The sequence below is a fragment of the Halopseudomonas sp. genome (assembly GCF_038130085.1).
GTDB lineage: Bacteria > Pseudomonadota > Gammaproteobacteria > Pseudomonadales > Pseudomonadaceae > Halopseudomonas.
Map to the genome: position 1 here is coordinate 76,829 of NZ_JAYPMU010000012.1, position 26,102 is coordinate 102,930.

Below are 26,102 nucleotides of genomic sequence, written 5' to 3' on the forward strand. Positions count from 1 at the left end.
GCCTTAACCTGCCAGGCGCGGCGCCAGCCAGTCGAGATACTGCTGGCGCAGCGTCTGGTGCTCGTTGGCCAGGTGGTGCCGCGCCGTAGGCAGGTAAAAGGTGTCAGGGCTGGTGAACTTGCTCTCCAGCACCTGCAGATTGTGCTGCCAGTCGACGGTACCGTCTTCCTGGCCCTGAATGATCAGCGGTCGATGCGTGACAGCTGCAGCAGACTCGATCCGCGGAATCCACTTTTCCAGCGCCTGCACCCAGGCTACCGGCAGCACTTGCGGCTGCAACGGATCCTGGCTGCGAATAAAGTCGAGAAACGCCTGATCGGTGGAGTTATCGGTAAAGCGCCGATTGAGTTGCTGAACAAAACCGCCAAGCAGCTTCAACCCCATCTGCGAGAAAACCCACTGTTTAGGACGCACCAGCGGCGCCATCAGCACGGTCTGCCCCAGTTCCGCCGGCAGTGGCCCATGCAGCAAACGATCGATCAGAATCGCGCCACCGGTGCTTTGCCCGAGCATATGCCAGGGCGCCGGCAGCTGCCAGCGCAGCGCCTGCTCCAGCACGCCGTCGAGCACCTTCTGATAGCGCAGGAAGCAATCAATGCTGGCCCGCTCGCCGCTGGACAGGCCGTGACCGGGCAAATCAAACGCCAGCACTGCATAGTGCTGCTCCAGAGCCCACTGGATCAGGTGCCGGTAGAGCCCCATATGATCGTAGTAACCGTGCAGGATCAGCAGCGTGCCGCGCGCCACCTGCGGCTTCCAGATCTGTGTGGCGACGCTGAAACCATCGACGTCGATGCGCCCCAAGTGCTGCTCGGCACGATCGCGAAAGTCGATACCGTAGTAGCCGGCATAGCGACGCGCCGCGTCATCAGTCGCCAGGCCCGGGGCTAATAGCGGGAGACGTTCTGCGAGGGAAGAAAAGAAAGCCTGATCCATTCGGTATCCAGTGAGAGAAGGAGAAACAGACCCGCGGGTCACTCCCTGATCTGCCGCTGGCCCGACAGAATTACGCCCGCCAGGCATGATTTGCAACAGATCATCGTGTAACATACCGCGTCTCCAATTTCCACGTCCTGATGCGCGTAGCGCGCAGGTTGTCAGCACAGTGAGGGTGTAACATGACAGATCGCGTCCAAGTTGGCAGTTTGCAAGTAGCCAAAGTTCTCCACGACTTCATCAACGAGCGCGCCATTCCCGGCACCGGCGTTGATGCCGCCACTTTCTGGAGCGGTGTGGAAGCCCTGATCAAGGATCTGGCTCCCAAGAACAAGGCGCTGCTGGCCAAGCGTGACGACTTCCAGGCCCAGATCGACGCATGGCACCAGGCACGTGCTGGTCAAGCGCACAACGCTGCCGAATACAAAGCCTTCCTGCAGGAAATCGGCTACCTGCTGCCCGAACCCGCTGACTTCCAGGCCACCACCCAGAACGTTGACGAAGAAATCGCCACCATGGCTGGCCCGCAGCTGGTTGTGCCGGTCATGAACGCCCGTTTCGCCCTGAACGCTGCGAACGCTCGCTGGGGCTCGCTGTACGACGCCCTGTATGGCACCGACGCCATCTCCGAAGAAGGCGGCGCCACAAAGGGCCCGGGCTACAACGAAATCCGTGGCAACAAGGTAATCGCCTTCGCTCGCGCCTTCCTTGATGAGGCAGCACCGCTGGCCAATGGTTCCCACGTTGATTCCACCAGCTACACCGTCAAGGACGGCCAGCTGAGCGTCGGCCTGAAAGATGGCAGCACCACTGGCCTGAAAGATGCCGCCCAGTTCATCGGCTTCCAGGGCGATGCCGCTGCACCTGCTGGCGTGCTGCTCAAGCACAACGGCCTGCACTTCGAAATCCAGATCGATGCGACCAGCAACATCGGCCAGACCGACGCTGCCGGCGTAAAAGACGTGCTGATGGAGTCGGCGCTGACCACCATCATGGACTGTGAAGACTCCGTTGCCGCGGTTGATGCCGACGACAAGACCGTCGTGTACAGCAACTGGCTGGGCCTGATGAAGGGCGATCTGGCCGAGTCCGTCAACAAGGGCGGCAGCACCTTCACCCGCACCATGAACCCCGACCGCGAATACACCAAGGCCGACGGTTCTACCCTGACCCTGCACGGTCGCTCCCTGCTTTTCGTCCGTAACGTCGGTCACCTGATGACCAACGATGCGATCCTCGATCAGGACGGCAACGAAGTACCGGAAGGCATCATGGACGCAGCGGTCACCAGCCTGATCGCCATGCACAACCTGAACGGCAACACCAACCGCAAGAACACCCGCACCGGTTCGGTCTACATCGTTAAGCCGAAGATGCACGGTCCGGAAGAAGTAGCCTTCACCACCGAACTGTTCGGTCGCGTTGAAGACATGCTGGGCCTGCCGCGCAACACGCTGAAAGTCGGCATCATGGACGAAGAGCGTCGCACTACCGTCAACCTGAAGGCCTGCATCAAGGCTGCCAGCGAGCGCGTTGTGTTCATCAACACCGGTTTCCTTGACCGCACCGGCGACGAAATCCACACCTCCATGGAAGCCGGTGCGTTCATTCGCAAGGGCGAGATCAAGGGCGCAGTCTGGATCGGTGCCTACGAGAACAACAACGTCGACATCGGTCTGGCCACCGGCCTGAAAGGTCGCGCGCAGATTGGTAAAGGCATGTGGGCCATGCCCGACCTGATGGCCGCCATGCTGGAGCAGAAGATCGGTCACCCGATGGCCGGTGCCAACACCGCATGGGTTCCGTCCCCGACTGCCGCTACCCTGCACGCCCTGCACTACCACAAGGTGAACGTTGCCGAGCGTCAGGACGAACTGGCCAAGCGCACTCCGGCTTCCGTTGACGACATCCTGACCATTCCGCTGGCACCGAACACCAACTGGTCCGCTGAAGAAATCCAGCAGGAACTGGACAACAACGCCCAGGGCATCCTCGGCTACGTTGTACGCTGGATCGACCAGGGTGTTGGCTGCTCCAAGGTACCGGACATCAACGACGTAGGCCTGATGGAAGACCGCGCCACCCTGCGTATCTCCAGCCAGCACATCGCCAACTGGCTGCGCCACGGCATCTGCACCGAAGAGCAGGTCATGGAAACCATGAAGCGCATGGCCTCTGTGGTTGACCGTCAGAACGAAAGCGACCCGGCCTACAAGCCGATGGCGCCGAACTTTGACGACAGCGTCGCCTTCCAGGCCGCCGTTGAGCTGTGTGTTGAAGGCACCAAGCAGCCGAACGGCTACACCGAGCCGGTTCTGCACCGCCGCCGCCGCGAGTTCAAGGCCAAGTTCGGCCTGTAAGACTCGCTGCAACAAAAAGCCCGGCCTTGTGCCGGGCTTTTTTTGTGCCTGACGTTCGACCTGCGCAGATGACCGAGGCATGATGGAGGCGTCGAGCGCTCCACGCCAAGGGAGGGAAACCCATGCTTAACCGACTGCTACCGCTGATGCTGCTGACTGTGATCAGCGCCACATCCACCGCCCAGGCCGCCTCACTACGCTGCGAGAAAGGTATCGTCGAAACCGGTGACATGCAGGAAGATGTATTGGCACTGTGCGGCGAGCCCGATCAACGTGAACACACGCCGCGCCAGATCGACCCCGACGGCTATCCGGCCGAGGGCAGTGTCACGGTAGACCATTGGTCCTACGGCCCAGATAACGGCATGGTTCGACGCTTGCGCTTTATTGATGGCCGACTGGTGGATATCGACAGCAGCCGGCGCTGATTCCGGGAGGCATCGATGAAATACATCTTCGAAGTGACGATCAAACCGGGCTTTCAGCCCGAGGACTATGCCGACGCCTGGGTGCGCGCCAGCACATTGATCCAGCAGGCTCCGGGGGCGCGCGGCACCGAGCTGCATCGCAGCCTGCGCGATCCGGACAAACTGATCGCGATTGCCCATTGGGACAGCAAGGCCGCGCGGGATGCGATGGAAAACACACCCAGCCCGGCTGTCGCAGAGATCATTCGCGGCGCGGCTCACTGCTGCGAGATCCGCTTTATCGGTGAGTTTGACGAGCCGGAATGGGTTGTCATGCCGCCAGCCAAGGATTAGCCCGGCGGCGTCAGACGCTAGTTTTTGCTGCTACCCGCCACATGCTCCAGCCATTCGCTGCGCAGAGCCAACTGGTCCTCCGGCAACCCCCGCGCTACCAGGGCTTCACGCAATTGCTCACGCTCGGCGACCAGTTCCAGCAGGTCACTGCTGTTGCCATCGAGGTGGTGCATCTCTTGCAGACCAAGGTGGTAAAAGCGCAGCAACAGCATCGCCTGCTCGTCACCGGCCTTCACTCCGTCTTTAACCTGATGCATCTGATTGGTCACCCGCATCAGCGAGCGCTTCAGACGCCAGCCGTAGGCGGCAGCGTCCATCCAGGGCTGCTTGAGAAACACCGTGCGGACCAGCGTCGCGGTGATCGCCGCCGCCAACAATACCCCGGTCAGGTTCAGGCCAAAGTTACTGTCGCCCACACTGCCAAAAACCCCGATCAACAGCGCCGGCAATGCCATACCGAGCACGGCAAACAGCGCAATCACTATCACCGTGCTGCGCCGGGTCTGACGCCTGAACGCCTCGGGATCACGATGTTCAATACGAAAAAGTTCGCTCACTGACTACCACCCTGAAAGCCTGCAAAGCGCACAGTGTACGCGCTTGCAATGGCACTCCGCAGCTCCCGCCAGGCGACCAAGAAAGATTCGGCCGCCGATTGTTGCCCTGCGCTCAACGCGATACCATTTGCGGCTCGCAGGATCCGCTGCCCGCTGACAGCCTTGCCGATCCGCCCACCCTGTTCCCGAGGAACCGCTACGCCGATGAATCGACGTATTCTTGTGTCCCTGCTTGCGCTTGGTCTTGCCATCCTGCAAGGCTGCGCGACCTACACCACACCCGCTGCAGGCGTAAACATGTCAACGCTCGGCGATGACGATATCGTCGAACTGATGGCCCTGGAGCCTGCAGCCCAATTCCCTGCACGTCTGGCCATGGTCCGCGTCCAGTCGTCCGGCTACCGCTCGCTGACCGCCGACAGCTATGGCACCGGCAGCTTTAGCGTAGTCACCACCCGCGATGTCGAGAGCGAAGACGACATCCAGCGCATCGCCGCACTGGACAACGTCGCCGCCGTTGCGCCGATCACTCGCCTGATCCTGCCGCAGGAGCTCAATACCATCAAGGATTTGCGCCTGGGTGCTGCGCGTCTGAAAGCCGACCTGCTGCTGATCTACACGCTGGACACCCGCTTCAACGTCGAAAGCACCTCGCTCGGCCCCCTCTCGGCGGTCACCCTCGGGTTCCTGCCGAACAAGGAAGCCTTCGTCAGCGCAACCACTTCTGCACTGCTGGTCGACGTGCGCACCGGCTTCATCTACGGCACTGCCGAATCCAGCGCCCGTGAATCCCAGCGCGCCAGCGTATGGAGCACCGAGGCGGCTATTGATGAAGCTCGCCAACTGGCCGAGCGCAATAGCTTCAAGCAGTTTGTCGGCGAGTTTGAGACCCTCTGGCAAGCAACACTGGCAGAGCACCAGGCAGCGAAGACACCGGAACCGGTCGTGCCACCCGCTCCGCAGCCGACGCCGGAACCTATAGTCAAGCCGCAGTTGCCGCCGACACTTGATCCCCAGCCCGGCACCTATACGTTCTGAGGCCTGACAGGTGCAGGCCTGGCCGCTGTTCCTGCTAAGTGCAGCGGTCGCCGCAGGTCTGCTGCTGGCCACCTGCGCGCCTGCCCGCAAGACGGCTGTTGAGGGCCGCCCACTCTCGTTTCCATTATCGCTTCTGGCTCTCGCCGCCGGCACCACGGCGCTGGTTGTTCCGGGCCACAGTGCAGCGCTCGACAATCGACTGCTAAGCCTGATTGGCGAACACACGACAACCTGGCTGAATACGCTGATGACGGGCATCACGCACACGGGATCCGCGTGGTTCCTGACGCTGCTGATCAGCGCCTGCGTAATCTGGCAACTACGCAGCCGCAACTACCCCCATGCTCTGCTGCTGGCCCTATCCGGGCTGAGCGCCGGTTTGCTGGTGATCGTCAGCAAGGCGCTGATCGCAAGGCCACGCCCGGAGCTCTGGGACACCATCGAAGTGAGCAGCTACAGCTTCCCAAGCGGACACAGTCTGGGAACGGCAGCCTGTGCAGGCGTCCTGGCCATCGTTGCGATGCGCCGCGCTCCGCAGCGGCGTCGGGTATGGATCACAGGTGCTGTCACATGGAGTGCGCTGGTCGGCCTGTCACGCATGGCCCTTGGTGTCCATTGGCCGACCGATGTATTGACCGGATTGCTGATCGGCTTTGCAATACCTCTGCTGCTGAGCCGACTGCCCGGCTGCCGTCAGCCGGACTGACTCAGGCCGAGACCACTACGGCCCGATTGCGCCCCTGTTCCTTGGCGCGATACAGCGCATCATCGGCAACCTTCAGCATCACATCCAGCTCATCCAGTCGGGCCTCACTGTGCCAGGCCAGACCAATACTGACAGTGACGTTCAGCACCTGCCCGTCGGGCAGCTTAATCGGATGACGAGCCACGCTGCACACGATGCGCTCGGCCAGCCCCTTGGCACTGTCGAGGTGGATACCCTCGATGATCGCAGCGAACTCCTCGCCGCCGGTGCGGCCGAATACATCCTGCTGCCGCAGCGATTCTTCAACTACTTGAGAGAACTCACGCAGCACCTGATCGCCAACCGCGTGACCAAAGCGATCGTTGACCGATTTGAAGTGATCCAGATCCAGCACCATCACCGCTAGCGGCAAGCGTCTGGATGTCGCCGAGCTGACTAACAACTGACCTCGCGCGTAAAAGCCTGCGCGCCCGAGCACCGCGGTCAGATGGTCATGACTGGCGAGAAATTCGAGCCGCGCTAGCACCTCGTTGCGAGCACCGTTGACGCAACCCACCGCCAGCGGACCCAACGCAATCAAGGCGATGCCTAGGCGCGTAGAAATCAGCTCGTCGATGTAGTGCCCCGACACCGGCTCATTCGCGCCAGTGCCACCAATCATCAACATCATCGCGATACTCGTTGCCGACGACAGCACCGCCGTGAGATTGACCGAGTAGGTCAGCGCGCACCACAGCAATGCCGGCACCGGCAGCCCCAAGCGCCCGGGCCCACCCAGCTCCACCGCCAACAGCACAGAGGCAACCAGCACCAGCAGCGGCAGAACCTTTTGCGCGCTTACCGCAGCGCCGGAATCAGGGCGCTGACGACGCTCAGGACGCAGCAGCATCAGTGGTAAAAAGAGGATGCCGTTCACCAATTCAGAGGTGAACCAGAATCCCCCCATGTTCAACAAGCCCGTACTGAACAATTGCGGAGCGACGGCGCGCACGAGTGTCAGCCCGCATAGGGTGGCAGCTGCCGCACCGGTGACGCACGCAAGCAGCAAGTGCAGCACCACTGCCGGGCGATCCAACGTTACAGGACCTCGACTAAAGCAGCGAAAGGTCAAGACTCCACAAGATACGAAGGCAAGGTTGGCACAAGCGAGGCTCGCGGCCCGGTCGATGCCTGCCCCCATCATCAGGTCCGGAGTGATATAAGCCAAAAACGCCAGGAACCAGGCAACCGGCGTTCTCAAATAGGGCAAGCGAAGCATCAAGCCCAGCAGCACCGCGTTGGCCGGCCAGAAAGCAGCGAGAAAACCGATTGGCCTGGTCAGAATGCCGAACACCGTACAGCCGATGATCAACGCCACCATCACAAACAGGCCGACGGCGACTTTGTAACGGCGACTGCGCTCGTTCAGCAGCCGCTGCATTGCTGCACGATTCAACATGGTCAGACCTGTCCTCCGTTGGCCCGGTACTGGCACCGTGCCCACTTTTATTGCTTGAGGACAGCATAACTCATGCAAAGGCAGGCCGCGCCAGTGCTGACGGGTGACCCGGTAGTCAGTTTCCGCGACCTCCTGGTAGCATCCGCACCAGCGTGTCGTCACGCAGCACGTAGTGGTGAACAACACCCGCAGCCGCGTGCAAACCAATCAGCCAGTAACCCGCAACGCCCAGCCATTCGTGCACCTCTTTCAGCTGCCCCGCCAGTTGGCGGTCCGGCACGACCAACGACGGCAACGTCAGCCAGTCGAATACCTGCGTCTTGCCACCGGCGCTGAGAATCAGCCAACCCAGCAACGGCAGGCTGATCATCAAGCCGTACAACGCCAGATGCATCCCCGAGGCCAGCCAGTGCTGCCAGCGGGCAGGCTGCGGCGTAATTGCGGGTCGCGGAAAAATCAGGCGACCAATCAAGCGCAGCCAGACCAGCACGAATACCGCCATCCCCAACGCGAAGTGCCAATGCTTGATCAGCTCCCGCGCATCACTGCCGCGCGCAAAAGCCGTTCTAAGTTCGATGCATGCGTAGGCGGCCGCAATCAGCAGCAGCATGACCCAATGCAGTGTCACATTGAGAGAGTGATAACGATGACTGGAGGCCTGCATGGCTGGGGTTTCCCGGGTGTTGGTTGAAGATGGCGCCAGCATAATCAGCATTTCTTAATCCAGCCTTAAGACCAGAGGCGCCTTGGCACCTGCAGCGCTTCCAGCCCGGCACCGTGGCCCGCAAGCTCTGGAACTGACACGCGCTGGAGGGCTCCGGTACACTGGCGCCCCATTTTCCTGCGGAGTAACAACATGACCGATCTGACGCTGATCCAATACGTCCTGATCGGCCTGATCTTCGTCTGGAGCGGCTTCGTGCGCTCCGGTTTGGGTTTCGGCGGCGCAGTACTATCGCTGCCATTTCTGTTGCTGGTACACGACGACCCACTGGTATTTCTGCCGCTGATCGCAGCCCACCTGCTGCTTTTCTCATCGTTAACGGTCTTTCTCAACAACCGCACGTCAACGCGCCCAGCCGAAGGCGGTACGGTCGACTGGCGCTACCTTGGCCACATGCTCGCGGTCATGATGGTGCCCAAGCTGATCGGCGTATTCGGTCTGCTGACCCTGCCGGCCAACGTGATGAGCATGATCATCTTCGTCATCGTCTCCGGCTACGCCGTGTCGTACATCCTCAACCGCCCCTTTCGCAGCAACAGTCGTGCGCTGGACACCCTGTTTCTGATGCTCGGCGGCTACATCAGCGGTACATCGCTGATCGGCGCGCCCCTGATCATTGCGGTTGCCGCTCAGCATGTTGCCAAGGACAAGCTGCGCGACACCCTGTTCGTGCTCTGGTTTGTGTTGGTTGCGATCAAGATGGCCGCCTTCATCTGGGTCGGGGTGGACCTGCAGCTGATCCACCACCTCTGGCTACTACCCTGCGTTACCGTTGGCCATCTGATTGGCCTGCGCTTCCACAATCACATGCTGGCGGACGACAGCGGTCGTTTCTTCCGCGTCCTGGGCCTGACCCTGCTGACAGTGAGCAGCATCGGCTTGCTAAAGGTGCTGCTGGACTGGTGAGCCCGAGATCAGCGTCTATGCTTGCATGACACCTAATGAGCGGTGAATGGAGAACCACCCAATGCATGGAATCACCCTGTACAGCAACCCGCAATCCCGCGGACGCATGGTGCACTGGATGCTGGAAGAGCTTCAGGTGTCCTATGAAACCGTCTGGATTCGCTATGGCGAGGAGATGAAGGGTGAGGGCTATCGGGTCATCAACCCGATGGGCAAGGTGCCGGCACTCATGCACGGTGACCTGCTGATTACCGAATGCCCAGCCATCTGCGCCTATCTGGCCGACCGTTTTCCACGCCCGCGACTGGCGCCTCCGGTTGACGACCCGCGCCGAGCCGCCTACCTGCGCTGGTTCTTTTTCGCCTCCGGCCCGCTGGAACAGGCCATCACCGCCCGCAAACTGGGCTGGGATGTACCTGCCGAGCGCGCCCGCATGGTTGGTTTCGGCAGCTTTGACGACACAATGGACACGCTGGAGTTGGCAATGCTTGGCGGCCCCTGGCTGTGCGGCGACCATTTCACTGCGGCAGATCTGTACCTGTCATCACAGCTGGGCTGGGCCATGGCCGAAGGAATAGTTCCCGAGCGGCCCGGCTTTGCCGACTACGTGGCAGCCGCCTTCTCCCGCCCGGCAGCGATCCGCGCCAACGAATTCAACGACCAGCACCTGTCCGCCGCTTGAACCTCACTGCAAGGCAAAAAACCTTGGTTCAGAGCGACCGCAACGAACCGAGCGCAAAATGAGCCATGGCTCATTTTGCGCATCATGCATAAGCGAACGCCCAGCTGCTGACTCAAGCAATTGCGCCCATGCGGGTTATCATGCACGCCAGTCATGCTGTCGAGATAAAGAGATGTGGGAGTTAAGCGGGTACGTCGGACTGTTTTTTGCCGCGCTGGGCGCCGCGACCCTGCTGCCCCTGCAGTCCGAGGTGGTGCTGGTCGGCATGCTGCTGACGGAACGCTACAACCTGACCGTGATCCTGTTGGTGGCAACCGCGGGTAACGTACTGGGCGCCATCATCAACTGGTGGCTGGGGCGCTACATCGAGCACTTTCAGCAACGCCGCTGGTTTCCACTGACACCCGAGCGCCTGCACCGCACGCAACAGGCCTATCACCGCTGGGGGTTCTGGTCTCTGCTGCTGAGCTGGGCGCCCTTCATCGGCGACCCTTTGACCATCGTTGCAGGAGTCATGCGCGAACCGCTCTGGCGCTTTACCCTGATCGTGCTGATCGCCAAAGGGGGGCGCTATCTGATTCTGATCGCGGCCACCCTCGGCTGGCTGGCCGACTAGCGCCGACTGGCGATATACAGCGCCTCTACCTTCTCACGCGCCCAAGGTGTGCGACGCAGGAACTTCAGACTGGAGTTGAGACTGGGTTCGTGCAGAAAGCAGTTGATCGGCACCCGCCGCCCCAACTCGGCCCAGCCGTAGTGATCAACCAGCCACTGCAGCAGCGCCTTGAGCGTGATGCCATGCAGTGGGTCAGCGTTGCGGTGATCCGGCGGTACAGGGGAAGACATGCGACAAGCCTCAGATTGGGTGAAACGCCATTCTACGCCAGCCCAGCGCAGACACCTCAACAATGCTAAAATTCGCCGCTTCTTACCACCCTGCCATTCGCGGATCATTCAACGTGCCCCAGCCAGCTTCCGACTTTGACGTGATCGTACTCGGCGCCGGTGCCTCGGGCCTGATGTGCGCGGCTGCCGCAGGCCAGCGCGGCCGCTGTGTGCTGGTACTGGAACGCGCCAACCGCATCGGCAAGAAGATCCTGATGTCCGGCGGCGGGCGCTGCAACTTCACCAATTACAGCATCGAAGCAGACAACTTCATCTCTGCTAACCCGCACTTCTGCAAGTCGGCACTCAAGCGCTACAACCAGTGGGACTTCATCTCGATGGTCGGCCGCTACGCCATCGACTATGAGGAACGCAAACACCAGCAGCTGTTTTGCCGAGACTCGGCCAAACCGATTCTGGACATGCTGGAAAACGAGTGCCTGCAAGCCGGCGTAGAGATTCGCACCCACTGTGAGTTGAGCACCGTCACGAAAGCAGAAAGTGGCGGATTCGTCCTTGGCGTCGAGCAACAGGGCCGCGCCGGAACGCTGCGTTGCCAGTCTCTGGTCGTTGCCACCGGCGGCCTGTCGATACCGACGCTTGGCGGCAGCGGCATCGGCTATCAGCTGGCCGAGCAGTTCGGCCTCAAACTGGTGCCACGCCACGCAGGGCTGGTGCCCTTTACCTTCAGTGACCAACTCAAGCCGATTTGCGAGCGGCTGGCAGGACTAGCCCTGGATATCGAGGTCAGCTGCAACGGTCAGCATTTCAGTGAGGCCATGCTGTTCACCCACCGCGGCCTGAGCGGCCCGGCGATGCTGCAGATTTCCAACTATTGGCAGACGGGCGACAGCCTGAGCGTCGACCTGCTGCCCGGCATCGACGCTACGGCGTGGTTGCTGGAGGAGAAACAGCAGCAACCACGTAGCCGACTGAAGACCCGTCTCGGCATCCACCTGGCCAAGTCCCTGGTGACCGAGCTGCAGGCGCTGTGGTGGCCGGCAGATGACGACACCGCACTGGCCGAAATGCCCGACCGACAACTGCGCGAGATTGGCGCCCGACTCAACGGCTGGCAGCTCAAGCCATCCGGCACCGAGGGCTATCGAACTGCAGAAGTCACTTTGGGCGGCGTCAGCACCGATGACGTAAGCTCAAAGACCATGGAAGCCAAACAGTGCCCTGGCTTGTTCTTTATAGGCGAGGTACTGGACGTCAGCGGCCACCTGGGTGGTTTCAACTTCCAGTGGGCCTGGTCGTCCGGCTACACCGCAGGCCAATTTGTCTGATGGCCCCGCTCGCATGCGGGGCAGCTACGGGGCCGACGCTTAAGGCGCGTCCCCTGTAAGGAATCATCGGCGCCCGCTGCGGGCGCCGGTATCTGACTCGCGCCTAGAGTGCCAGCGCAACGCTGAACATCACCAAGTCACCCTCCATGTGCCGCTCGCTATCCAGATCGTGCAGCCACTTGCCGATCAGGCTCAGATCCTGCCCGGCGACCTTCACACCCTTCATAAATACAGGGCCGATACCGTAGCTGCGGCCACGGAACCCCGAATCCAGAAAAGGCGCAATGTTGCCGTCGTCATCAGTCGTCTGGTGATACCAGTAGCCGGCCACGCCAAAACCGCTGGTGGCGGAAGGGTGTTTAGCCACCAGCCAGTCGAGGTGAAACTCGTTGCCCGTGCGGTAATCGGTATCCGGGTTGCGGGCGTTAAACAGCATGCCAGCGGTGCCCGAAACCTCCCAGCCAGACTCATGCAGCCAGGAGTAACTGGCGTTCGGATCGACCGCCCAGTAATGCCGCCCCAGATTGACCGCATCATCCGGGTCATACTTGCCGACCGGCACTGAAACCCCAAGCGCGACCGCCATATTGTGGCGTCCCGACTGCCAATTCACCTGAATCGGCACCAGGTAGGGATCAGCAAAGCCCGAGCTACTGCCATTGCCGAACACCCCAAAGCCGGGCCCAGCCAAACGGGCATCGACATCAACGTCCAGCACAACCGGCAGCACCAGCGCCGCGCTGTAGGTGCCCCCCATCAACGTCCAGTCGGTCACCCAGGACAGCTTGACCATGTTCAACCACATGGTCTGCTCCAAGCCGGCATCGGCCTGGCCACCAAGAGGACGCGCCTTGATCTCGGCGTTGTAGTAGATCAGATCATTGCGCACATACACCGCCGGTGGTAACGGCATGGCAACGGCAAAATCGTTGAAGGTTCCCTGCAGGTACACACTGCCACCACCCTCGGCGGCCTGTGTCGTGGTGACAGGGAGCAAAGCAGCAAATGCAGCCAGCAGCAGCGGTGACGCTTTCATGTTGTACCTCGTTGAGGGGTATCCATACGCCCTCCAGTAAAGGTCAGCGGCGCCCTTTCCTCCACTCCGCCCATCGCCTGACCGGCAGCAATGCTACCAGCACCAGCGCCGCCAGCAGCGCCAGCCAGCCTGCCCCTACCGCACCGGCATGGCGCGAGTAGAAGCTGCCGCCAACCTCCGCCGAGAATGGCAAATCCACCAGCAGCTCGGCACGGCTGAATGCCGGGGTACCGGCCACCGCGCGACCGCTTGGAGCCGCAGCGACAGAAGGGCCGTTGTTGATCAGGTGCAGCATGGGCACCCGATTCTCTACCGCACGCATGATCGAGATAGCCCGATGCTGGAAAGGCTGCGAAGTCTCGCCGAACCAGTTGTCCTGAGAGACAAACAGCAGCACCTTGCCGCCTGCGTCGGTCCCGATGGCCTCGGCGATAAACTCGGGGAACGCGGTTTCATAGCAAATCTTGGGCACCACACGCATGCCGTCGACGTTGAACTGCTCGTGCGTCTGCCCCGCACCCAGTGGACGCAAATAGTCGCCGAGCACGGCGTGAGTCAATGCATTCAGACCAGGCAACTGCCAGAACGCCGGCAGATACTCGCCAAAGGGAACCCGCAGCATCTTCCGGTACTGACCGCCTAGATCGCCATCTCGGCGCAACCAGCCAACCGTGTTGTAACTGATCGGCTCGGCATGACGATTACGGGTTTCGACATCGTGAAAGAACAGATCGACGTTCATCGCCAGCAACTGATCAGCGTAGGCCTGACGCACGCTCTGATGATCAAAATAGCCCTTGTAACGAGCTTCAGGCCAGGCGACCCAGCGCGCGCCAGCGGCAGCGAGCCGGCGGGTGGCCTCCATCTCCTCCGGATACTGACGCGAATAGCCAGCTGGGGGAGTGGGGATACGACGGGTTGGCGCATCGTTGGGCTGCACCAGCCCCACCCGCACGGTTGAGCCTCTCGCGACCTGCGCATCCCAGTGCGCCAGAGCCACCCAACCATAACTGAACCAGCCGAGCACCAGCACCGCACCGGCGAGCGCCAGCAGCGAGGCAATGCGCCCGCGGCGACCGATCAGCAACTGAAACAGCAGACCGTTCACCAGCAGCATCAGCACATCCATCCCTTGCGCACCGACCAGATCAACCGCCTGGATCGCCACCAGAAAGGCTGTCTGCGTTTCACTGAAACGAATATCAAACAACCCCGGAAAAAGCGCGCAACTGCCTACCAGCGCCAACGGAAAACTGATCAGGGCGAACTGGGGCAAACGCAACGAGAGCCAACGGTAAAGCAGACATCCGACGCCAATCGCAGCACCGCAATAGACCCAAAAAAGTGCTGCCAGCAGCGTACTCAGTGGCCACGACAGACCTTTGAGATGCACCGCAAAGTCGATCATCCAGTACGCGGTGCCCAGATAGAACAAGGTGCCGGTCAGCCAGCCCAGCAGCGCCGCCCGCGGCAAAGACGCTCCCTGCAGAGCGCAGAGCAGCGGCAGCCAGCCAAACCAGCCGGCCCAATATAAGCCGCCGTCGACCCAAGGCAGACACAGCAGTGCACCGGACAGCGCTGCCAGCAGGATTTGCTGCCCCCGGCGACGCACCATCGGCACGCCCGCTGCCCGCCGGTAAAGAAAACTAATATCTAGCTTGCTGGACGACCCCATCACTACTCCGACGCCCGCGCCACTCCGCCCGGCGGCACCTTTGATGAACCTTTGACGATAGGGGCGGCACGCCATGCGGGCCATCACCTTTACGGGTGATTAGACGCTGGCCGAAGCCGGGAAAAACTCGCTATGCTTGGCCCTGAGCCGCGCCAGGGGCTGCACCGCACATGCACCGCGCAGTCGCAACAGAACGAGAATAGCCCCACAGGGAATCGCCATGCCACACTGGATGACAGGCATCCTCACCTGCCTGCTGATACTGCTGAACACTCTGATAGGCATCGGCCCGATGCTGCTGATCGGCATCATCAAACTACTGCCATGGCCACCACTGCAACGTATCTGTTCCGCAGCCGTCATGTGGATAGCGGAGACGTGGGCGGAAGGCAACAAGGCGATTTTCGCCCTGCTCACACCAACCCACTGGGATATTCGCTGCGATGCGGAACTGAGTCAGCAGCACTCCTATCTGGTCATCAGCAACCATCAATCGTGGGTCGATATTCCGGCGCTGGTCAAGGCGTTCAACCGCAAGACGCCGTACTTCAAATTCTTTCTCAAGCGCGAGCTGATCTGGGTGCCGTTTCTGGGCTTGGCCTTTTGGGCGCTCGACTATCCGTTCATGAAACGCTACAGCAAGGCGCATCTCGCCAGACACCCTGAGGATCAGGGCAAGGATCTGGAGATCACCCAGCGCGCCTGCGAAAAGTTTCAGGGGCTGCCGGTGACCGTGGTTAACTATTTGGAAGGTACCCGTTTCACCACAGCCAAACATGCGCAGCAGCAATCTCCGTACCGCTACCTGCTGAAACCAAAATCCGGTGGTATCGCCTTTGTGATCGCCGCCCTCGGCAAGCAGATGCGCACGGTGCTGGATGTCACCATCGTTTACCCGGGTGCCAAGCCACCGGGCTTCTGGGCATTGGTTAGCGGCCGGGTGGCGCATGTCATCGTTGATATTCGCGAGAGCCAGCTGCCAGAGTCTCTGCTGCAGGGCGACTACAGTGGTGACCCTGAATACCGGGAAAACTTCCAACGCTGGGTATCTGAGCTCTGGCAAGCCAAGGACCAACGTATCGCCACACTGCGCAGTCAGGCCGATCAGGCCTGATCAGCGCAGGCGCTGCACCAGGGGGTGGCCGGAAGCACCTGCAAGCGCGCCTCGGCGATATCGACGCCGCAGCGCTGACATTGTCCATAGTGCCCCTCACGCAGGCGCTGCAAAGCGCCCTCAACATCTCGTAACCCGGCTTCGGCTTCCAGCTTGAGCGAACGCATTACGTCGTCGTTTTCACGCTCCTGCGCCTGCTCGGCCGAGTCCGCAGAATGGCCACTACGCAGGTCTCGCTCGAGCGCATCAAGGCGTTGCGCATATTCATCGTACAGCGCCCGCAGGTTCGCCGCGGCGATCTGATTATCCACTGTCAAAAGTCCCCCATCTGGTTACTCTGAGCATGCCGGTAGGTTCAGCCCGCCAGTGCAGCCAACGCCTCATCCAGCGTCTGCACCGGCAGATTCAACGCCGCACCGACCTCGCTGTTACACAGCGCCCCATTACTGACATTCAACCCGGCTGCCAAATGCGGATTGCCCCGCAATGCGGCAGCGACGCCCTGATCGGCCAGCGCCAAAACAAACGGCAGAGTCGCGTTGTTCAGTGCCTGGGTTGCAGTACGCGCGACCGCACCCGGCATGTTGGCGACGCAGTAATGCACGACCCCATCCACAATATAGGTCGGATCTGCGTGGGTGGTGGCATGAGAGGTTTCCGAGCAGCCGCCCTGATCGATAGCGACGTCCACCAGCACACTGCCCGGCTGCATGCGCCTGACCATCTCGGCACTGATCAGACGCGGCGCCGCAGCGCCCGGCACCAGCACCGCGCCCACCACCAGATCAGCCTGCAGCAACGCCTCTTCGATGGCGCTGTTGGTCGCGTACAGGGTCTGAATTCGGTTGCCGTACTGCGCATCAAGCCGCCGTAACACATCGGCACTCTTGTCCAGCACCTGAACGTGCGCGCCCAGCCCAACCGCCATCGCCAAGGCGTTGCTGCCGACCACACCACCACCGAGAATGACCACCCGCCCCTGCGGTACACCAGGTACCCCACCGAGTAACACCCCTCGACCACCATGGGACTTCTCCAGGCAGCTGGCGCCGGCCTGAATCGCCATGCGCCCGGCAACCTCCGACATCGGCGCCAAAAGCGGCAGCCGGCCAGCAGCATCGGTCACCGTTTCATAGGCGATGCAGGTTGCGCCAGAGGCAAGCAAGTCATGGGTCTGCGCCGGATCGGGCGCCAGATGCAGATAGGTAAACAGGGTCTGGCCCGGGCGCAGGCGCCGCCGCTCCTCGGCCTGTGGCTCCTTGACCTTGACGATCAGATCGCTGTCGCTGAACACCTGATCACAGCCCGTCAACTCAGCCCCGGCCTGACGGTAGAGCTCGTCGTCATAGCCGATGGCCTCTCCGGCACCGGATTCGACCAGCAGGGTGTGCCCATGACTGACCAACTCCCGCACTGACGCGGGGGTCAGACCAACCCTGTACTCGTGATTCTTGATCTCGTGGGGAACGCCAATACGCATGCTTCGCCACCTCCTCTGCACAGATCGGAAAGCTCACGTTCAGTGTAGAAGACCAGCCGCGAACGGCAATTTATTTGCACATTCCGTTCTTTATTCAGAACACTTATCCAGAATACTTTCCGGCTTGCTCAGCGCATACTGTTGACCCGCGGCAACCACCTGGTTGCGGCCGCCTCCCTTGGCCTCATACATGCGGCGGTCCGCGGTCTTGAGCAGTTCGCTGAGACTGTCACCATCTTCACCGAGACACGCCACACCCGCGCTGAAGGTAACGGTGATCGTGTCACGACCGGCGTCAATTGGTGTCTGCTCCAAGCGCATACGCAGTTCGTCCGCGAGGCCAGCGGCTTGCTCCAGACTCGCGCCAGGCAACAGCAAGGCGAATTCTTCGCCGCCCAGCCGACAGGCCAGGTCAGAATCGCGCAGGCGGCTGCGCAGTGCTTCCGCCGTGCGCTGCAGCACGCTATCACCCACTTCATGTCCATAGCGATCATTAACCTGCTTGAAATGGTCAAGGTCCAAGACCACCAACGACAGTGCCGTATTACTGCGGTCAGCCTGGCCACGCAGGTTGCGGAAGGTCTCACCAAGGCGCATCCGATTGGCCAGGCCGGTCAGGCTGTCGGTACCCGCCAGTTCGATCAAACGCCGCTCGTTATCATCCCGGCTGCGCTCGTAAATATGTGAAAACAGCATCACTGCCAGGCTACTGAAACCGACATTCGCTATCACCGCCAGATTAAGCAGGCTGTCGTCGGTAACGTAGCGGACATTGAAGGCAACCACACCGAGACTGATGAATACCAGCGACATCCAGAACCCTCCACGCTTGCCGAGCAGCAAGTAGGAGATGATCGGAATGGTCTGGATCCAGGTAAATACAGTAAAGGAGCTTTGCGGCAGCAGCAGCGCCACTTCCATGATGCAGAAGAACGGTAACAGGAAGACGATGGTCCAACGCCCGAGGTGCCGCGTACTGCCGACAATGCGCAGCAGGCAAGCGGCAAAGGTCGCGTAGATCAGCTCAAGGGCCGCCAGCAGATATACACCGCGGTTGATGTTGATCAGCGCAAAGATAATGCCTGCGATCACGGTAATCCAGAGCAGCGCTCGGAGCACCTGACGGCGGTGCTGCAGATTGCGTTCGAGCCGCTCAGTCATCCCACGCCCCCGTTTGAGTCGTGATTGTTCCCGCCAGCAAGTAAAGCAGGGTCATGCCCATATCCCGTGTTTGCCCGCTATACACAGCAAAATACCCGAAATCCCGCGGAAAAACTCCTGACATTTCCCCGCAGTCCCTTCTCAAGTGGTCAATAAGTTGTCATGCTTGGCCGATAGGCTAAGTGATGGCCATATGCCGTTAACGACCATCATACCCCTCAACTGAACACCTGCCGGACAGATTAGCAACAAGGATCATGCCGTGAGTGCCATTCCCTTGCTTGTATGCGACGACTCCAACATGGCGCGAAAGCAGCTGATTCGCGCGCTGCCGGCAAATTGGCCGTTCCGCATCAGTCAGGCGGCCAACGGCGTCGAAGGTCTGGAAGCCATCCGCCAAGGCAACGGCCAGGTGGTATTGCTCGACCTGACCATGCCGGAGCTCGACGGCTTTGGCGTTCTCGCCGCGCTGCGAGAAGAGGGGCTGACGCCGGAGGTGATCGTCGTCTCTGGCGACGTTCAAGACGAAGCCGTACGTCGGGCCAAGGCGCTGGGCGCCCGTGCCTTCATCAAAAAGCCCGCCGACCCGATGCAACTGGCCGAAGCGCTCAACGCCCTGGGCGTCGACGTGCCCATGGCAACCGTTCCCGAAGAGCAGGAAGACGTCTACCGCACCCTGCCTAATGTTTCCTTCCGCGATGCCTTCCGCGAAGTCTCCAACGTGGCCATGGGTCGGGCAGCCGAGCTGTTGGGCCGAGTGCTTGGGGTATTCATCAAGCTGCCGATCCCCAACGTCAACATTCTCGAGGTCGGTGAGCTGCACATGGCGCTGGCAGATACCCAGCGCGATACCAGCCTCTCTGCAATCTGTCAGGGCTACATCGGTGGTGGCATCGCCGGCGAAGCGCTGCTGATCTTCCACGACTCTGAAATTGATGACATTGCCCAGCTGCTGAATACCCAACGTGACGAGGGCGCCCAGCTGGAAATGCAGCTCGACCTGGCCAGTATCATTATCGGTGCCTGCCTCAACGGCCTGTCAGAGCAGCTCAACATCAATCTCTCGCAGGGCCACCCGCTGGTGCTGGGCCAGCATTGTCCGATCGAAGACCTGATCCGCATTAACCAACGCCGCTGGAAGCGCACCCTGGCAGTCGAGATCAGCTACGGTCTGGAGAACCTGGATATTCATTTCGATCTGCTGCTGCTGTTTACCGAAGACTCGGTACCCAAGCTGCGGGAGCGGCTCAACTATATGATCGACTGATCAAGGAAGCAGACGTAGCACATGACTGACACTCTCGATATCAACGAACTTCACTGGCTGCTCGACATCGTGCAGAGCATTGATGTTGGCGTCGTAGTGCTGGACCGCGACTACAACGTCGAAGTCTGGAACAGCTTCATGGAAAATCACTCAGGTGTGAGCGCCGAACGCGCCTCGCGGGCATCCCTTTTCGAGCTGTTTCCCGAGATTGAGCAAAGCTGGTTCACCCACAAGGTAGAAACCGCCGTCATGCTCGGCACCCGCGCCTTCACAATCTGGGAGCAACGTCCGAACCTGGTGCACTTCAAGAGCTACCAGCCGATCACCGGGCTGGCCGACGAGATGTACCAGAACGTCACTATCCTGCCGCTACGCAGTACTTCCGGCAACACCGACCATGTATGCCTGATAATCTACGACGTGACCGGTGTGGCGGTGAACAAGCGTCAGCTGGAATCCGCCAACACCAAGCTGCAGGAATTGGCATTGCGCGACGGTTTGACCGGCCTGCTCAACCGTCGCTACTGGGAGTCCTGCCTGGAGCGCGAATTCGCCCGCCACCAGCGCTACGACAACCCGGTCAGCCTGGTCATTTTCGATATCGACCACTTCAAGCGGGTCAACGACACATACGGCCATCAGACCGGTGATGAAGTCATCCGCGCCGTGTCCGGCGTTACCTCACACCTGGTACGCGAGACAGACTTCGCCGGACGCTATGGCGGCGAAGAGTTTGTCGTCCTGCTGCCGGGCACCAACCTGGACGGCGCTGCGCAGTTTGCCGAACGGCTGCGCGCCTCGGTTGAGCAGCAGGTACTGGATTATCAGGGCTCGCCGCTGACGTTCACCATCAGCCTAGGGGTAGCCACCATCAGTGACGACATGGTCGATTATCAGGCGTTACTCGAGCGCGCAGACAAGGCGCTGTATGCCTCCAAGGAAGGCGGCCGCAACATGGTGACCCTGCACCAGCCAGCACGTTAGAGCGAGTCACCGGTCGAACCGATTCGACTGATGGTAAAACGGGGCTACTCTCCAGCCCCGACTCGCCATCAATCCGACACCAGGCGCCACCCGGAAGCAACATACGGCTGTTCTGAAAGCCAACTCACATACCCGAAGAACAAGGCTAACGACCATGGACGATCGCAAGCGCGGCTGGCGCTGGGCCTACCTGAAGACCCGCAGCTACCACATCAGCAAACTGCAAGCAGCCTATCATGCTACCCGTTTCTGGCTGACCGGCGACACCGGCAGCTTCACCAGCCACGGCGGCTTGCGCAAAACCCGCATTCGTCGCTGAGCGCACACTATCTCTGCTACACTGCAGCGCCCGGTCCAAAGGGCGCCTGCCGTGACTTCCGATCAGTTCAATACCCTGCCACTGCCGCAAAGCATGCTGGCGACACTCACCCAGCTTGGCTACGAGCGCATGACGCCGATTCAGGCCCAGGCGCTGCCGCCGATCCTGGCCGGTCAGGATCTGATTGCCCAGTCGCCCACCGGCAGCGGCAAGACCGCCGCCTTCGGTATCGGCCTGCTGACGCCGCTGAATCCGCGCTTTTTCGGTTGTCAGGCACTGGTGCTCAGCCCAACCCGCGAGCTGGCCGGTCAGATCACCGATGAGCTGCGCAAACTGGCCCGCGGCATGGGCAACATCAAGATCGTTACCCTCAGCGGTGGCGTGCCGTTCGGCCCGCAGGCAGCCTCGCTGGAACAGGGCGCGCACGTTATCGTCGGCACACCCGGGCGCGTGCAGGACCACCTCAAGCGCGGCACCCTGAGCCTCGACAAACTGAACTGCCTGGTACTCGATGAAGCCGACCGAATGCTCGACATGGGCTTTGTCGACGCCATCCGCGAAATCATCCAGCAGACCCCGAGCCGCCGCCAGACCCTGCTGTTCTCCGCCACCTATCCAGACAGCCTGGGGCAGTTGACCAGCGAGTTTCAACGCAATCCGGCGCAGGTTCGGATCGAACAGGCAGCGCCGGAGAACCCGATTGAGCAGCGCTTTTACGAGATTCTGCCGGAGCAGCGCTTTGCCGCCGTTCTCCGTCTGTTGGCTGCCAACCGGCCGCAACCCTGCATCGCCTTCTGCCACACCCGCCAGCAATGTCAGGAGCTGGCTGATTATCTAAACAAGGAAGGCATCAGCGCCCAGGCCCTGCACGGTGACATGGAACAACGTGAACGCGATCAGGTACTGGCGCTGTTCGCCAACCAGAGCTGCAGCGTGCTGACCGCCACCGACGTCGCCGCGCGTGGCATTGACATCGCCGGCGTCGCTGCGGTGATCAATGTCGAGCTGGCCGCCGACCCGGCTGCCCACGTCCACCGCATCGGTCGCAGCGGTCGCGCGGGGCAATCCGGTCTGGCGCTGAGTCTGGTAGCGCCGCGTGAACTCAAGCGCCTGCGCCCGATCGAGGAGGCCTACGGCGAGCTGAACTGGCAGGACATCGAGCGCCTGCCGGAGCGTCCGGACCGCCCGCTGATCGCCCCCATGCGCACCTTGGCCGTCGCTGGCGGGCGCAAGGACAAGCTGCGCCCGGGTGACCTGCTCGGCGCCCTCACCGGCGAGGCCGGCCTGACCGGCGACGCTATCGGCAAAATCAGCATCAGTGACTTTCAAGCCCTGGTAGCCATTCGCCGCGATCAGGCCAAAACCGCGCTGCAACGACTTGAGCAGGGCAAGATCAAGGGCCGCCGTTTCAAGGTTCGTCTGATCTGAGCCAACACCCCGGGAGGACTGCCCACGCATGGACGCCAACCAGCAACTGATTCTGCTGATTCTCGCCTGTACCGTCGGGCTGTTCCTCTGGGGTCGCTGGCGCCACGATGTGGTGGCGCTCGCAGCGCTGATGGCGTGTGTCGTCTTCGGGCTGACCCCGACTGCCGACGCCTTTGCCGGCTTCGGTCACCCGGCAGTCATCACCGTGGCCGCCGTGCTGATCCTCAGCAAGGGCCTGCAAACCACCGGCGCCGTCGAAGCCCTGGCCCAGCGCGCCCTGCCCCAGCGAGGCGGCACCCTGCTCGGGCTTGGTGTGCTGACCCTGCTCGGGGCCACCCTCTCGGCCTTCATGAACAACGTCGGCGCCATGGCGCTGCTGATGCCGATTGCCCTGCAGCTCGCCAGTCGCAACGAAATCCCACCCGGCAAAGTGCTGATGCCGCTGGCCTTCGGCACCATCCTCGGCGGCATGACCACGCTGATCGGCACCCCTCCCAACCTGATCGTCTCCGGTTTTCGCGCCCAGACCGAACTGGGTGCCTATGGGATGTTCGACTTCACCCCGGTCGGCCTCGGCATCGCTGCCGGCGGCCTGCTGCTGGCGGTCATTGCCGGACGCTGGCTGGTACCGAACCGCCCTCAGTCGGATGCCAGCAACTTCGACACCGGCACCTACCTGACCGAAGTTCATATCGACGCCGACAGCAAGGCCGACGGCAAGCGCCTGCGCGAAGTAGAGCAGATGCTGGAGGACGGCGATGCCCAGATCGTCGGCATGGTCCGCAACGACTTCCGCGTCATCGCCCCGCTGCCCAGCCGCAGGTTGCATGCAGGCGACATTCTGGTGATTGAGGCCGATCCCGAGTCGCTGGGCGCCTCGTTGACGAAACTGGGGCTCAGCCTCGAGGAGGCTGTAGCGCCGAGTAAGACGGAGACAGAGCAGGACGCCGACGACAGCACCGAGGAGCCCGCGGAGGCAGCCGACCAGGGCGAGAAAGAAGACATACCCGCAGCTCGCAGCAGCGACGATATCGCCCTGCAGGAGTTGGTCGCGCAACCGGGCGCCGCCATTCTCGGCCGCAGTGCATCGGACATCGCCCTGCGCACCCGCTTCGGCATCAACCTGCTGGCCATCTCGCGCCAGGGTCATCGCTCGATTCGCCGCCTGCGCTGGACCGAAATCCAGGCCGGTGACGTGTTGCTGATGCAGGGCGACGCCGAATCCATCGCCGGCTTCGCCGCCGAATACGGTTGCGTGCCGCTGGCCCAACGCAGCATCCTGATCCCAGACCGCCGCCGGGCGATCACCGCGGTACTGATCATGATCGCCGCCGTGGCGCTCGCCGCCTTCGGCGTGCTGCCCGCGGCAGTCTCCTTCACTGCCGGGGTGCTCGGCTACATGCTGACCCGTGTGATTCCACTCAGGCGCATCTACGACGCAATCGATTGGCCAATCATCGTGCTACTGGGGGCGCTGATGCCGCTGGCCGCGGCGATGGCCGACACCGGCGCGGCCGATGTGCTGGCCCGCACCCTGTTGGAGCATGTTGCCCAGGGCAGCCCGGTGATTGCGCTGACCTTGATGCTCGTGGTCACCATGACGCTGTCCGACTTCATGAACAACGCCGCAACTGCCGCGGTGATGTGCCCGATTGCGCTGAGTATTGCCAGTCAGTTGGGCGTCAATCCGGACAGTTTTCTGATGGCCGTGGCCATTGGCGCGTCCTGTGCCTTCCTGACGCCGATTGGGCACCAGAACAACACCCTGATCCTCGGGCCCGGTGGTTTTCGCTTTGGGGATTACTGGCGACTGGGTCTGCCGATGGAACTGCTGGTCGTCACCATCGGCATCCCCTTGCTGTTGTGGGTTTGGCCGCTATAAACGGCCACTGCGTTACTCGTCGACGGGCTTGAAGTCTTCCTTGTAACGCACCGCGCAGTCCGGACAGGTAAAACTGTCCGGTAGCGCCTCCCAACGGGTGCCGGCCGGATAGCCCTGATGCGGATCACCGGCCGCCTCGTCGTACTCATAACCACACTCCGGACACTGATAGCGGCTCATGCGGCGACCTCCGCACCCTCCGGCAGAGCACTATCGTCCAGCCCATAGCGGCGTATCAGCATCTCCCGCTTGGCCGGCAGGAAGTTGATCCGAGACGGGTCACGGCCCACCGCATCCAGCAGACGCTTGTCCATCACCTTGAACCACAACGGCGGGAAGTAGGTCAGCATATACATGCCGAAGTACCCGCTCGGCAGCCGCGGCAGATCAGGGAAGTCACGCAACGATTGATAACGGCGGGTCGGATGGGCGTGATGATCAGAGTGGCGCTGCAGATGGAACAGCGCCCAGTTCGAGAACAGGTGATTGCTGTTCCAGGAATGATGCGGCTGGCAACGCTCATAGCGACCACTCGGTTCCTTGCGGCGCAGCAGGCCGTAGTGCTCGATGTAGTTCGCCAGCGTCAGCTGGAAGGCACCCCAGAAGGCGATCAGCATCATCACCGGCAGAATCTCGATCCCCAACCAGGCAATCAGGCTGCCATACAGCACCGCACTGATCAGCGCTGGCTGCAGTACCTCGTTGTCCAGGCTCCAGACCGACTTGCCGCAACGCTCAAGCCGCTGCGCCTCGAGGTCCCAGGCACGGAAGAAGGCGCCGGGCATCTCCCGGAAGACAAAACGATAGATACTCTCACCCATCCGTGAGGAAGCCGGATCTTCCGGGGTTGCCACGTCACGGTGGTGACCACGATTGTGCTCAACGAAGAAGTGACCATAGAAGCCCAGTGCCAGGGTGATCTTGGCCAGCCAGCGCTCCAGCTCGCTCTTCTTGTGGCCCATCTCATGGCCCAGATTCAGGCCAAAGCCCAGACTGCCGCCGGTGGAGATGATCACGGCAAGGGTGCCGTACCAGGGCAGCTCGTAGTAACCGAGGAAGATGATGTTGACCAGGAAGCAGACCCAGAGGATCGGCACCAGCGCATAGGTCACATAACGATAGTAGGGATCGGCTTCCAGCGCGGGCACCGCCTCCTCCGGCGGGTTGCTCAAGTCTTCACCGAGCACACCGTCCAGCGCAGGAATGACAACGTAGGCAAAGATGGTCGAGATCCACAGCCAGATTACCTGCGGCGAAACCAGCACATAGAGCAACGGCCCCACCAGCGCCAGCATCGGGACACCCAGAGAAAACAGCCAGAGCCTGCGCTTGCGATCAACATAGCCAGCCAGGCCGCCGGAGGCAGCAGCGGTAGAAGTCATGCGTTCACCCTCTTGTTGTTGTGTATTCAGGGGCACAGCACACGCATCACTTGCGACTCAACAGCCCGCAAGTAAAGCGCGCCTTTTCGCAT

At 61.4% G+C, this 26,102-nt stretch carries 27 protein-coding genes; 15 read left to right on the forward strand and 12 right to left on the reverse strand.

Translation table 11 applies throughout. From position 1 onward, the window contains the following. Positions 1 to 3 precede the first annotated feature (3 nt). The gene (locus AAFM31_RS10940; RefSeq protein WP_341707958.1) at positions 4 to 936 is read right to left on the reverse strand and encodes an alpha/beta hydrolase; all 933 of its coding nucleotides are present in this window, start codon (positions 934 to 936) and stop codon (positions 4 to 6) included. Positions 937 to 1,118: 182 nt separating this feature from the next. Here AAFM31_RS10940 and AAFM31_RS10945 point away from each other — a divergent pair, with 182 nt between their 5' ends. From AAFM31_RS10945 to AAFM31_RS10955, 3 genes are all read left to right on the forward strand, one after another. After that, positions 1,119 to 3,296: a malate synthase G gene (locus AAFM31_RS10945; protein ID WP_341707959.1), complete on the forward strand. Its 2,178-nt coding sequence runs from the start codon at positions 1,119 to 1,121 to the stop codon at positions 3,294 to 3,296. Positions 3,297 to 3,418: 122 nt separating this feature from the next. Continuing rightward, positions 3,419 to 3,724, forward strand: a complete 306-nt coding sequence (locus AAFM31_RS10950; RefSeq protein ID WP_341707960.1) for a DUF2845 domain-containing protein — start codon at positions 3,419 to 3,421, stop codon at positions 3,722 to 3,724. 15 nt (positions 3,725 to 3,739) lie between these two features. Continuing rightward, a complete protein-coding gene (locus AAFM31_RS10955) occupies positions 3,740 to 4,057 on the forward strand; it encodes an antibiotic biosynthesis monooxygenase family protein (protein WP_341707961.1) in 318 nt (105 codons plus the stop codon). A gap of 17 nt (positions 4,058 to 4,074) precedes the next feature. Here the strand turns inward: AAFM31_RS10955 and AAFM31_RS10960 are convergent, their stop codons facing one another. After that, positions 4,075 to 4,614 (reverse strand): DUF3087 family protein, encoded by a 540-nt coding sequence (locus AAFM31_RS10960; RefSeq protein ID WP_341707962.1) that lies wholly within the window; start codon positions 4,612 to 4,614, stop codon positions 4,075 to 4,077. A 204-nt stretch (positions 4,615 to 4,818) separates the two neighbouring features. Between AAFM31_RS10960 and AAFM31_RS10965 the strand changes: the two genes are divergently transcribed. Together AAFM31_RS10965 and AAFM31_RS10970 are read left to right on the forward strand one after the other, a co-directional pair. Beyond that, positions 4,819 to 5,652 (forward strand): hypothetical protein, encoded by an 834-nt coding sequence (locus AAFM31_RS10965; RefSeq protein WP_341707963.1) that lies wholly within the window; start codon positions 4,819 to 4,821, stop codon positions 5,650 to 5,652. A gap of 10 nt (positions 5,653 to 5,662) precedes the next feature. Continuing rightward, positions 5,663 to 6,358, forward strand: coding sequence for a phosphatase PAP2 family protein (locus tag AAFM31_RS10970; protein WP_341707964.1), 696 nt, complete (start codon positions 5,663 to 5,665; stop codon positions 6,356 to 6,358). A 1-nt stretch (position 6,359) separates the two neighbouring features. Here AAFM31_RS10970 and AAFM31_RS10975 read toward each other — a convergent pair whose 3' ends face one another. Continuing rightward, complete coding sequence (locus AAFM31_RS10975; protein WP_341707965.1) at positions 6,360 to 7,796, reverse strand: diguanylate cyclase; 1,437 nt, start codon at positions 7,794 to 7,796, stop codon at positions 6,360 to 6,362. A 115-nt stretch (positions 7,797 to 7,911) separates the two neighbouring features. Next, positions 7,912 to 8,502: a cytochrome b gene (locus tag AAFM31_RS10980; RefSeq protein ID WP_341708013.1), complete on the reverse strand. Its 591-nt coding sequence runs from the start codon at positions 8,500 to 8,502 to the stop codon at positions 7,912 to 7,914. A 150-nt stretch (positions 8,503 to 8,652) separates the two neighbouring features. Between AAFM31_RS10980 and AAFM31_RS10985 the strand changes: the two genes are divergently transcribed. The 3 genes from AAFM31_RS10985 to AAFM31_RS10995 all read left to right on the forward strand — a co-directional run bounded on the left by AAFM31_RS10985 (position 8,653) and on the right by AAFM31_RS10995 (position 10,724). Beyond that, positions 8,653 to 9,426, forward strand: coding sequence for a sulfite exporter TauE/SafE family protein (locus AAFM31_RS10985; protein WP_341707966.1), 774 nt, complete (start codon positions 8,653 to 8,655; stop codon positions 9,424 to 9,426). A gap of 61 nt (positions 9,427 to 9,487) precedes the next feature. Further along, complete coding sequence (locus AAFM31_RS10990) at positions 9,488 to 10,108, forward strand: glutathione S-transferase family protein (RefSeq protein WP_341707967.1); 621 nt, start codon at positions 9,488 to 9,490, stop codon at positions 10,106 to 10,108. Positions 10,109 to 10,280: 172 nt separating this feature from the next. Beyond that, a complete protein-coding gene (locus tag AAFM31_RS10995) occupies positions 10,281 to 10,724 on the forward strand; it encodes a YqaA family protein (protein WP_341707968.1) in 444 nt (147 codons plus the stop codon). Here the strand turns inward: AAFM31_RS10995 and AAFM31_RS11000 are convergent. Further along, positions 10,721 to 10,954: a VF530 family protein gene (locus tag AAFM31_RS11000; protein WP_341707969.1), complete on the reverse strand. Its 234-nt coding sequence runs from the start codon at positions 10,952 to 10,954 to the stop codon at positions 10,721 to 10,723. The two genes, AAFM31_RS10995 and AAFM31_RS11000, sit on opposite strands and share 4 nt — an antisense overlap. A gap of 113 nt (positions 10,955 to 11,067) precedes the next feature. Here AAFM31_RS11000 and AAFM31_RS11005 point away from each other — a divergent pair, with 113 nt between their 5' ends. After that, the gene (locus AAFM31_RS11005; RefSeq protein ID WP_341707970.1) at positions 11,068 to 12,282 is read left to right on the forward strand and encodes an NAD(P)/FAD-dependent oxidoreductase; all 1,215 of its coding nucleotides are present in this window, start codon (positions 11,068 to 11,070) and stop codon (positions 12,280 to 12,282) included. 103 nt (positions 12,283 to 12,385) lie between these two features. Here AAFM31_RS11005 and AAFM31_RS11010 read toward each other — a convergent pair whose 3' ends face one another. Continuing rightward, positions 12,386 to 13,318, reverse strand: coding sequence for a transporter (locus AAFM31_RS11010; RefSeq protein ID WP_341707971.1), 933 nt, complete (start codon positions 13,316 to 13,318; stop codon positions 12,386 to 12,388). A gap of 43 nt (positions 13,319 to 13,361) precedes the next feature. Next, a complete protein-coding gene (gene lnt, locus AAFM31_RS11015; protein WP_341707972.1) occupies positions 13,362 to 14,993 on the reverse strand; it encodes an apolipoprotein N-acyltransferase in 1,632 nt (543 codons plus the stop codon). Between the two features lie 220 nt (positions 14,994 to 15,213). Between lnt and AAFM31_RS11020 the strand changes: the two genes are divergently transcribed. Further along, the gene (locus AAFM31_RS11020) at positions 15,214 to 16,107 is read left to right on the forward strand and encodes an acyltransferase (protein ID WP_341707973.1); all 894 of its coding nucleotides are present in this window, start codon (positions 15,214 to 15,216) and stop codon (positions 16,105 to 16,107) included. On the opposite strand, the gene AAFM31_RS11025 is transcribed toward AAFM31_RS11020, so the two are convergent. The 3 genes from AAFM31_RS11025 to AAFM31_RS11035 all read right to left on the reverse strand — a co-directional run bounded on the left by AAFM31_RS11025 (position 16,098) and on the right by AAFM31_RS11035 (position 18,748). Then, complete coding sequence (locus tag AAFM31_RS11025) at positions 16,098 to 16,418, reverse strand: TraR/DksA C4-type zinc finger protein (RefSeq protein WP_341707975.1); 321 nt, start codon at positions 16,416 to 16,418, stop codon at positions 16,098 to 16,100. The genes AAFM31_RS11020 and AAFM31_RS11025 overlap by 10 nt on opposite strands. A 44-nt stretch (positions 16,419 to 16,462) precedes the next feature. Next, positions 16,463 to 17,587 carry an alanine dehydrogenase gene (gene ald, locus AAFM31_RS11030; protein ID WP_341707976.1) on the reverse strand — a complete coding sequence of 375 codons (1,125 nt, stop codon included), beginning with the start codon at positions 17,585 to 17,587 and terminating at the stop codon, positions 16,463 to 16,465. A gap of 90 nt (positions 17,588 to 17,677) precedes the next feature. Next, positions 17,678 to 18,748 carry a GGDEF domain-containing protein gene (locus AAFM31_RS11035; RefSeq protein WP_341707977.1) on the reverse strand — a complete coding sequence of 357 codons (1,071 nt, stop codon included), beginning with the start codon at positions 18,746 to 18,748 and terminating at the stop codon, positions 17,678 to 17,680. Between the two features lie 262 nt (positions 18,749 to 19,010). Here AAFM31_RS11035 and AAFM31_RS11040 point away from each other — a divergent pair, with 262 nt between their 5' ends. The 5 genes from AAFM31_RS11040 to AAFM31_RS11060 all read left to right on the forward strand — a co-directional run bounded on the left by AAFM31_RS11040 (position 19,011) and on the right by AAFM31_RS11060 (position 24,628). Continuing rightward, positions 19,011 to 20,015 (forward strand): response regulator, encoded by a 1,005-nt coding sequence (locus tag AAFM31_RS11040; protein WP_341707978.1) that lies wholly within the window; start codon positions 19,011 to 19,013, stop codon positions 20,013 to 20,015. A gap of 21 nt (positions 20,016 to 20,036) precedes the next feature. Next, on the forward strand, positions 20,037 to 20,999 hold the full coding sequence (locus AAFM31_RS11045) for a diguanylate cyclase (protein ID WP_341707979.1): 963 nt from the start codon (positions 20,037 to 20,039) through the stop codon (positions 20,997 to 20,999). A gap of 154 nt (positions 21,000 to 21,153) precedes the next feature. Beyond that, positions 21,154 to 21,318 (forward strand): hypothetical protein, encoded by a 165-nt coding sequence (locus AAFM31_RS11050; protein ID WP_341707980.1) that lies wholly within the window; start codon positions 21,154 to 21,156, stop codon positions 21,316 to 21,318. A 51-nt stretch (positions 21,319 to 21,369) separates the two neighbouring features. Then, positions 21,370 to 22,746, forward strand: a complete 1,377-nt coding sequence (gene dbpA, locus AAFM31_RS11055) for an ATP-dependent RNA helicase DbpA (RefSeq protein WP_341707981.1) — start codon at positions 21,370 to 21,372, stop codon at positions 22,744 to 22,746. A gap of 28 nt (positions 22,747 to 22,774) precedes the next feature. After that, the gene (locus tag AAFM31_RS11060; RefSeq protein WP_341707982.1) at positions 22,775 to 24,628 is read left to right on the forward strand and encodes an SLC13 family permease; all 1,854 of its coding nucleotides are present in this window, start codon (positions 22,775 to 22,777) and stop codon (positions 24,626 to 24,628) included. A 12-nt stretch (positions 24,629 to 24,640) separates the two neighbouring features. On the opposite strand, the gene AAFM31_RS11065 is transcribed toward AAFM31_RS11060, so the two are convergent. Continuing rightward, positions 24,641 to 24,808 carry a rubredoxin gene (locus AAFM31_RS11065; RefSeq protein ID WP_341707984.1) on the reverse strand — a complete coding sequence of 56 codons (168 nt, stop codon included), beginning with the start codon at positions 24,806 to 24,808 and terminating at the stop codon, positions 24,641 to 24,643. Further along, complete coding sequence (locus AAFM31_RS11070; RefSeq protein ID WP_341707985.1) at positions 24,805 to 26,010, reverse strand: alkane 1-monooxygenase; 1,206 nt, start codon at positions 26,008 to 26,010, stop codon at positions 24,805 to 24,807. Before AAFM31_RS11070 ends, AAFM31_RS11065 begins: the two co-directional genes overlap by 4 nt. Positions 26,011 to 26,102 lie beyond the last annotated feature (92 nt).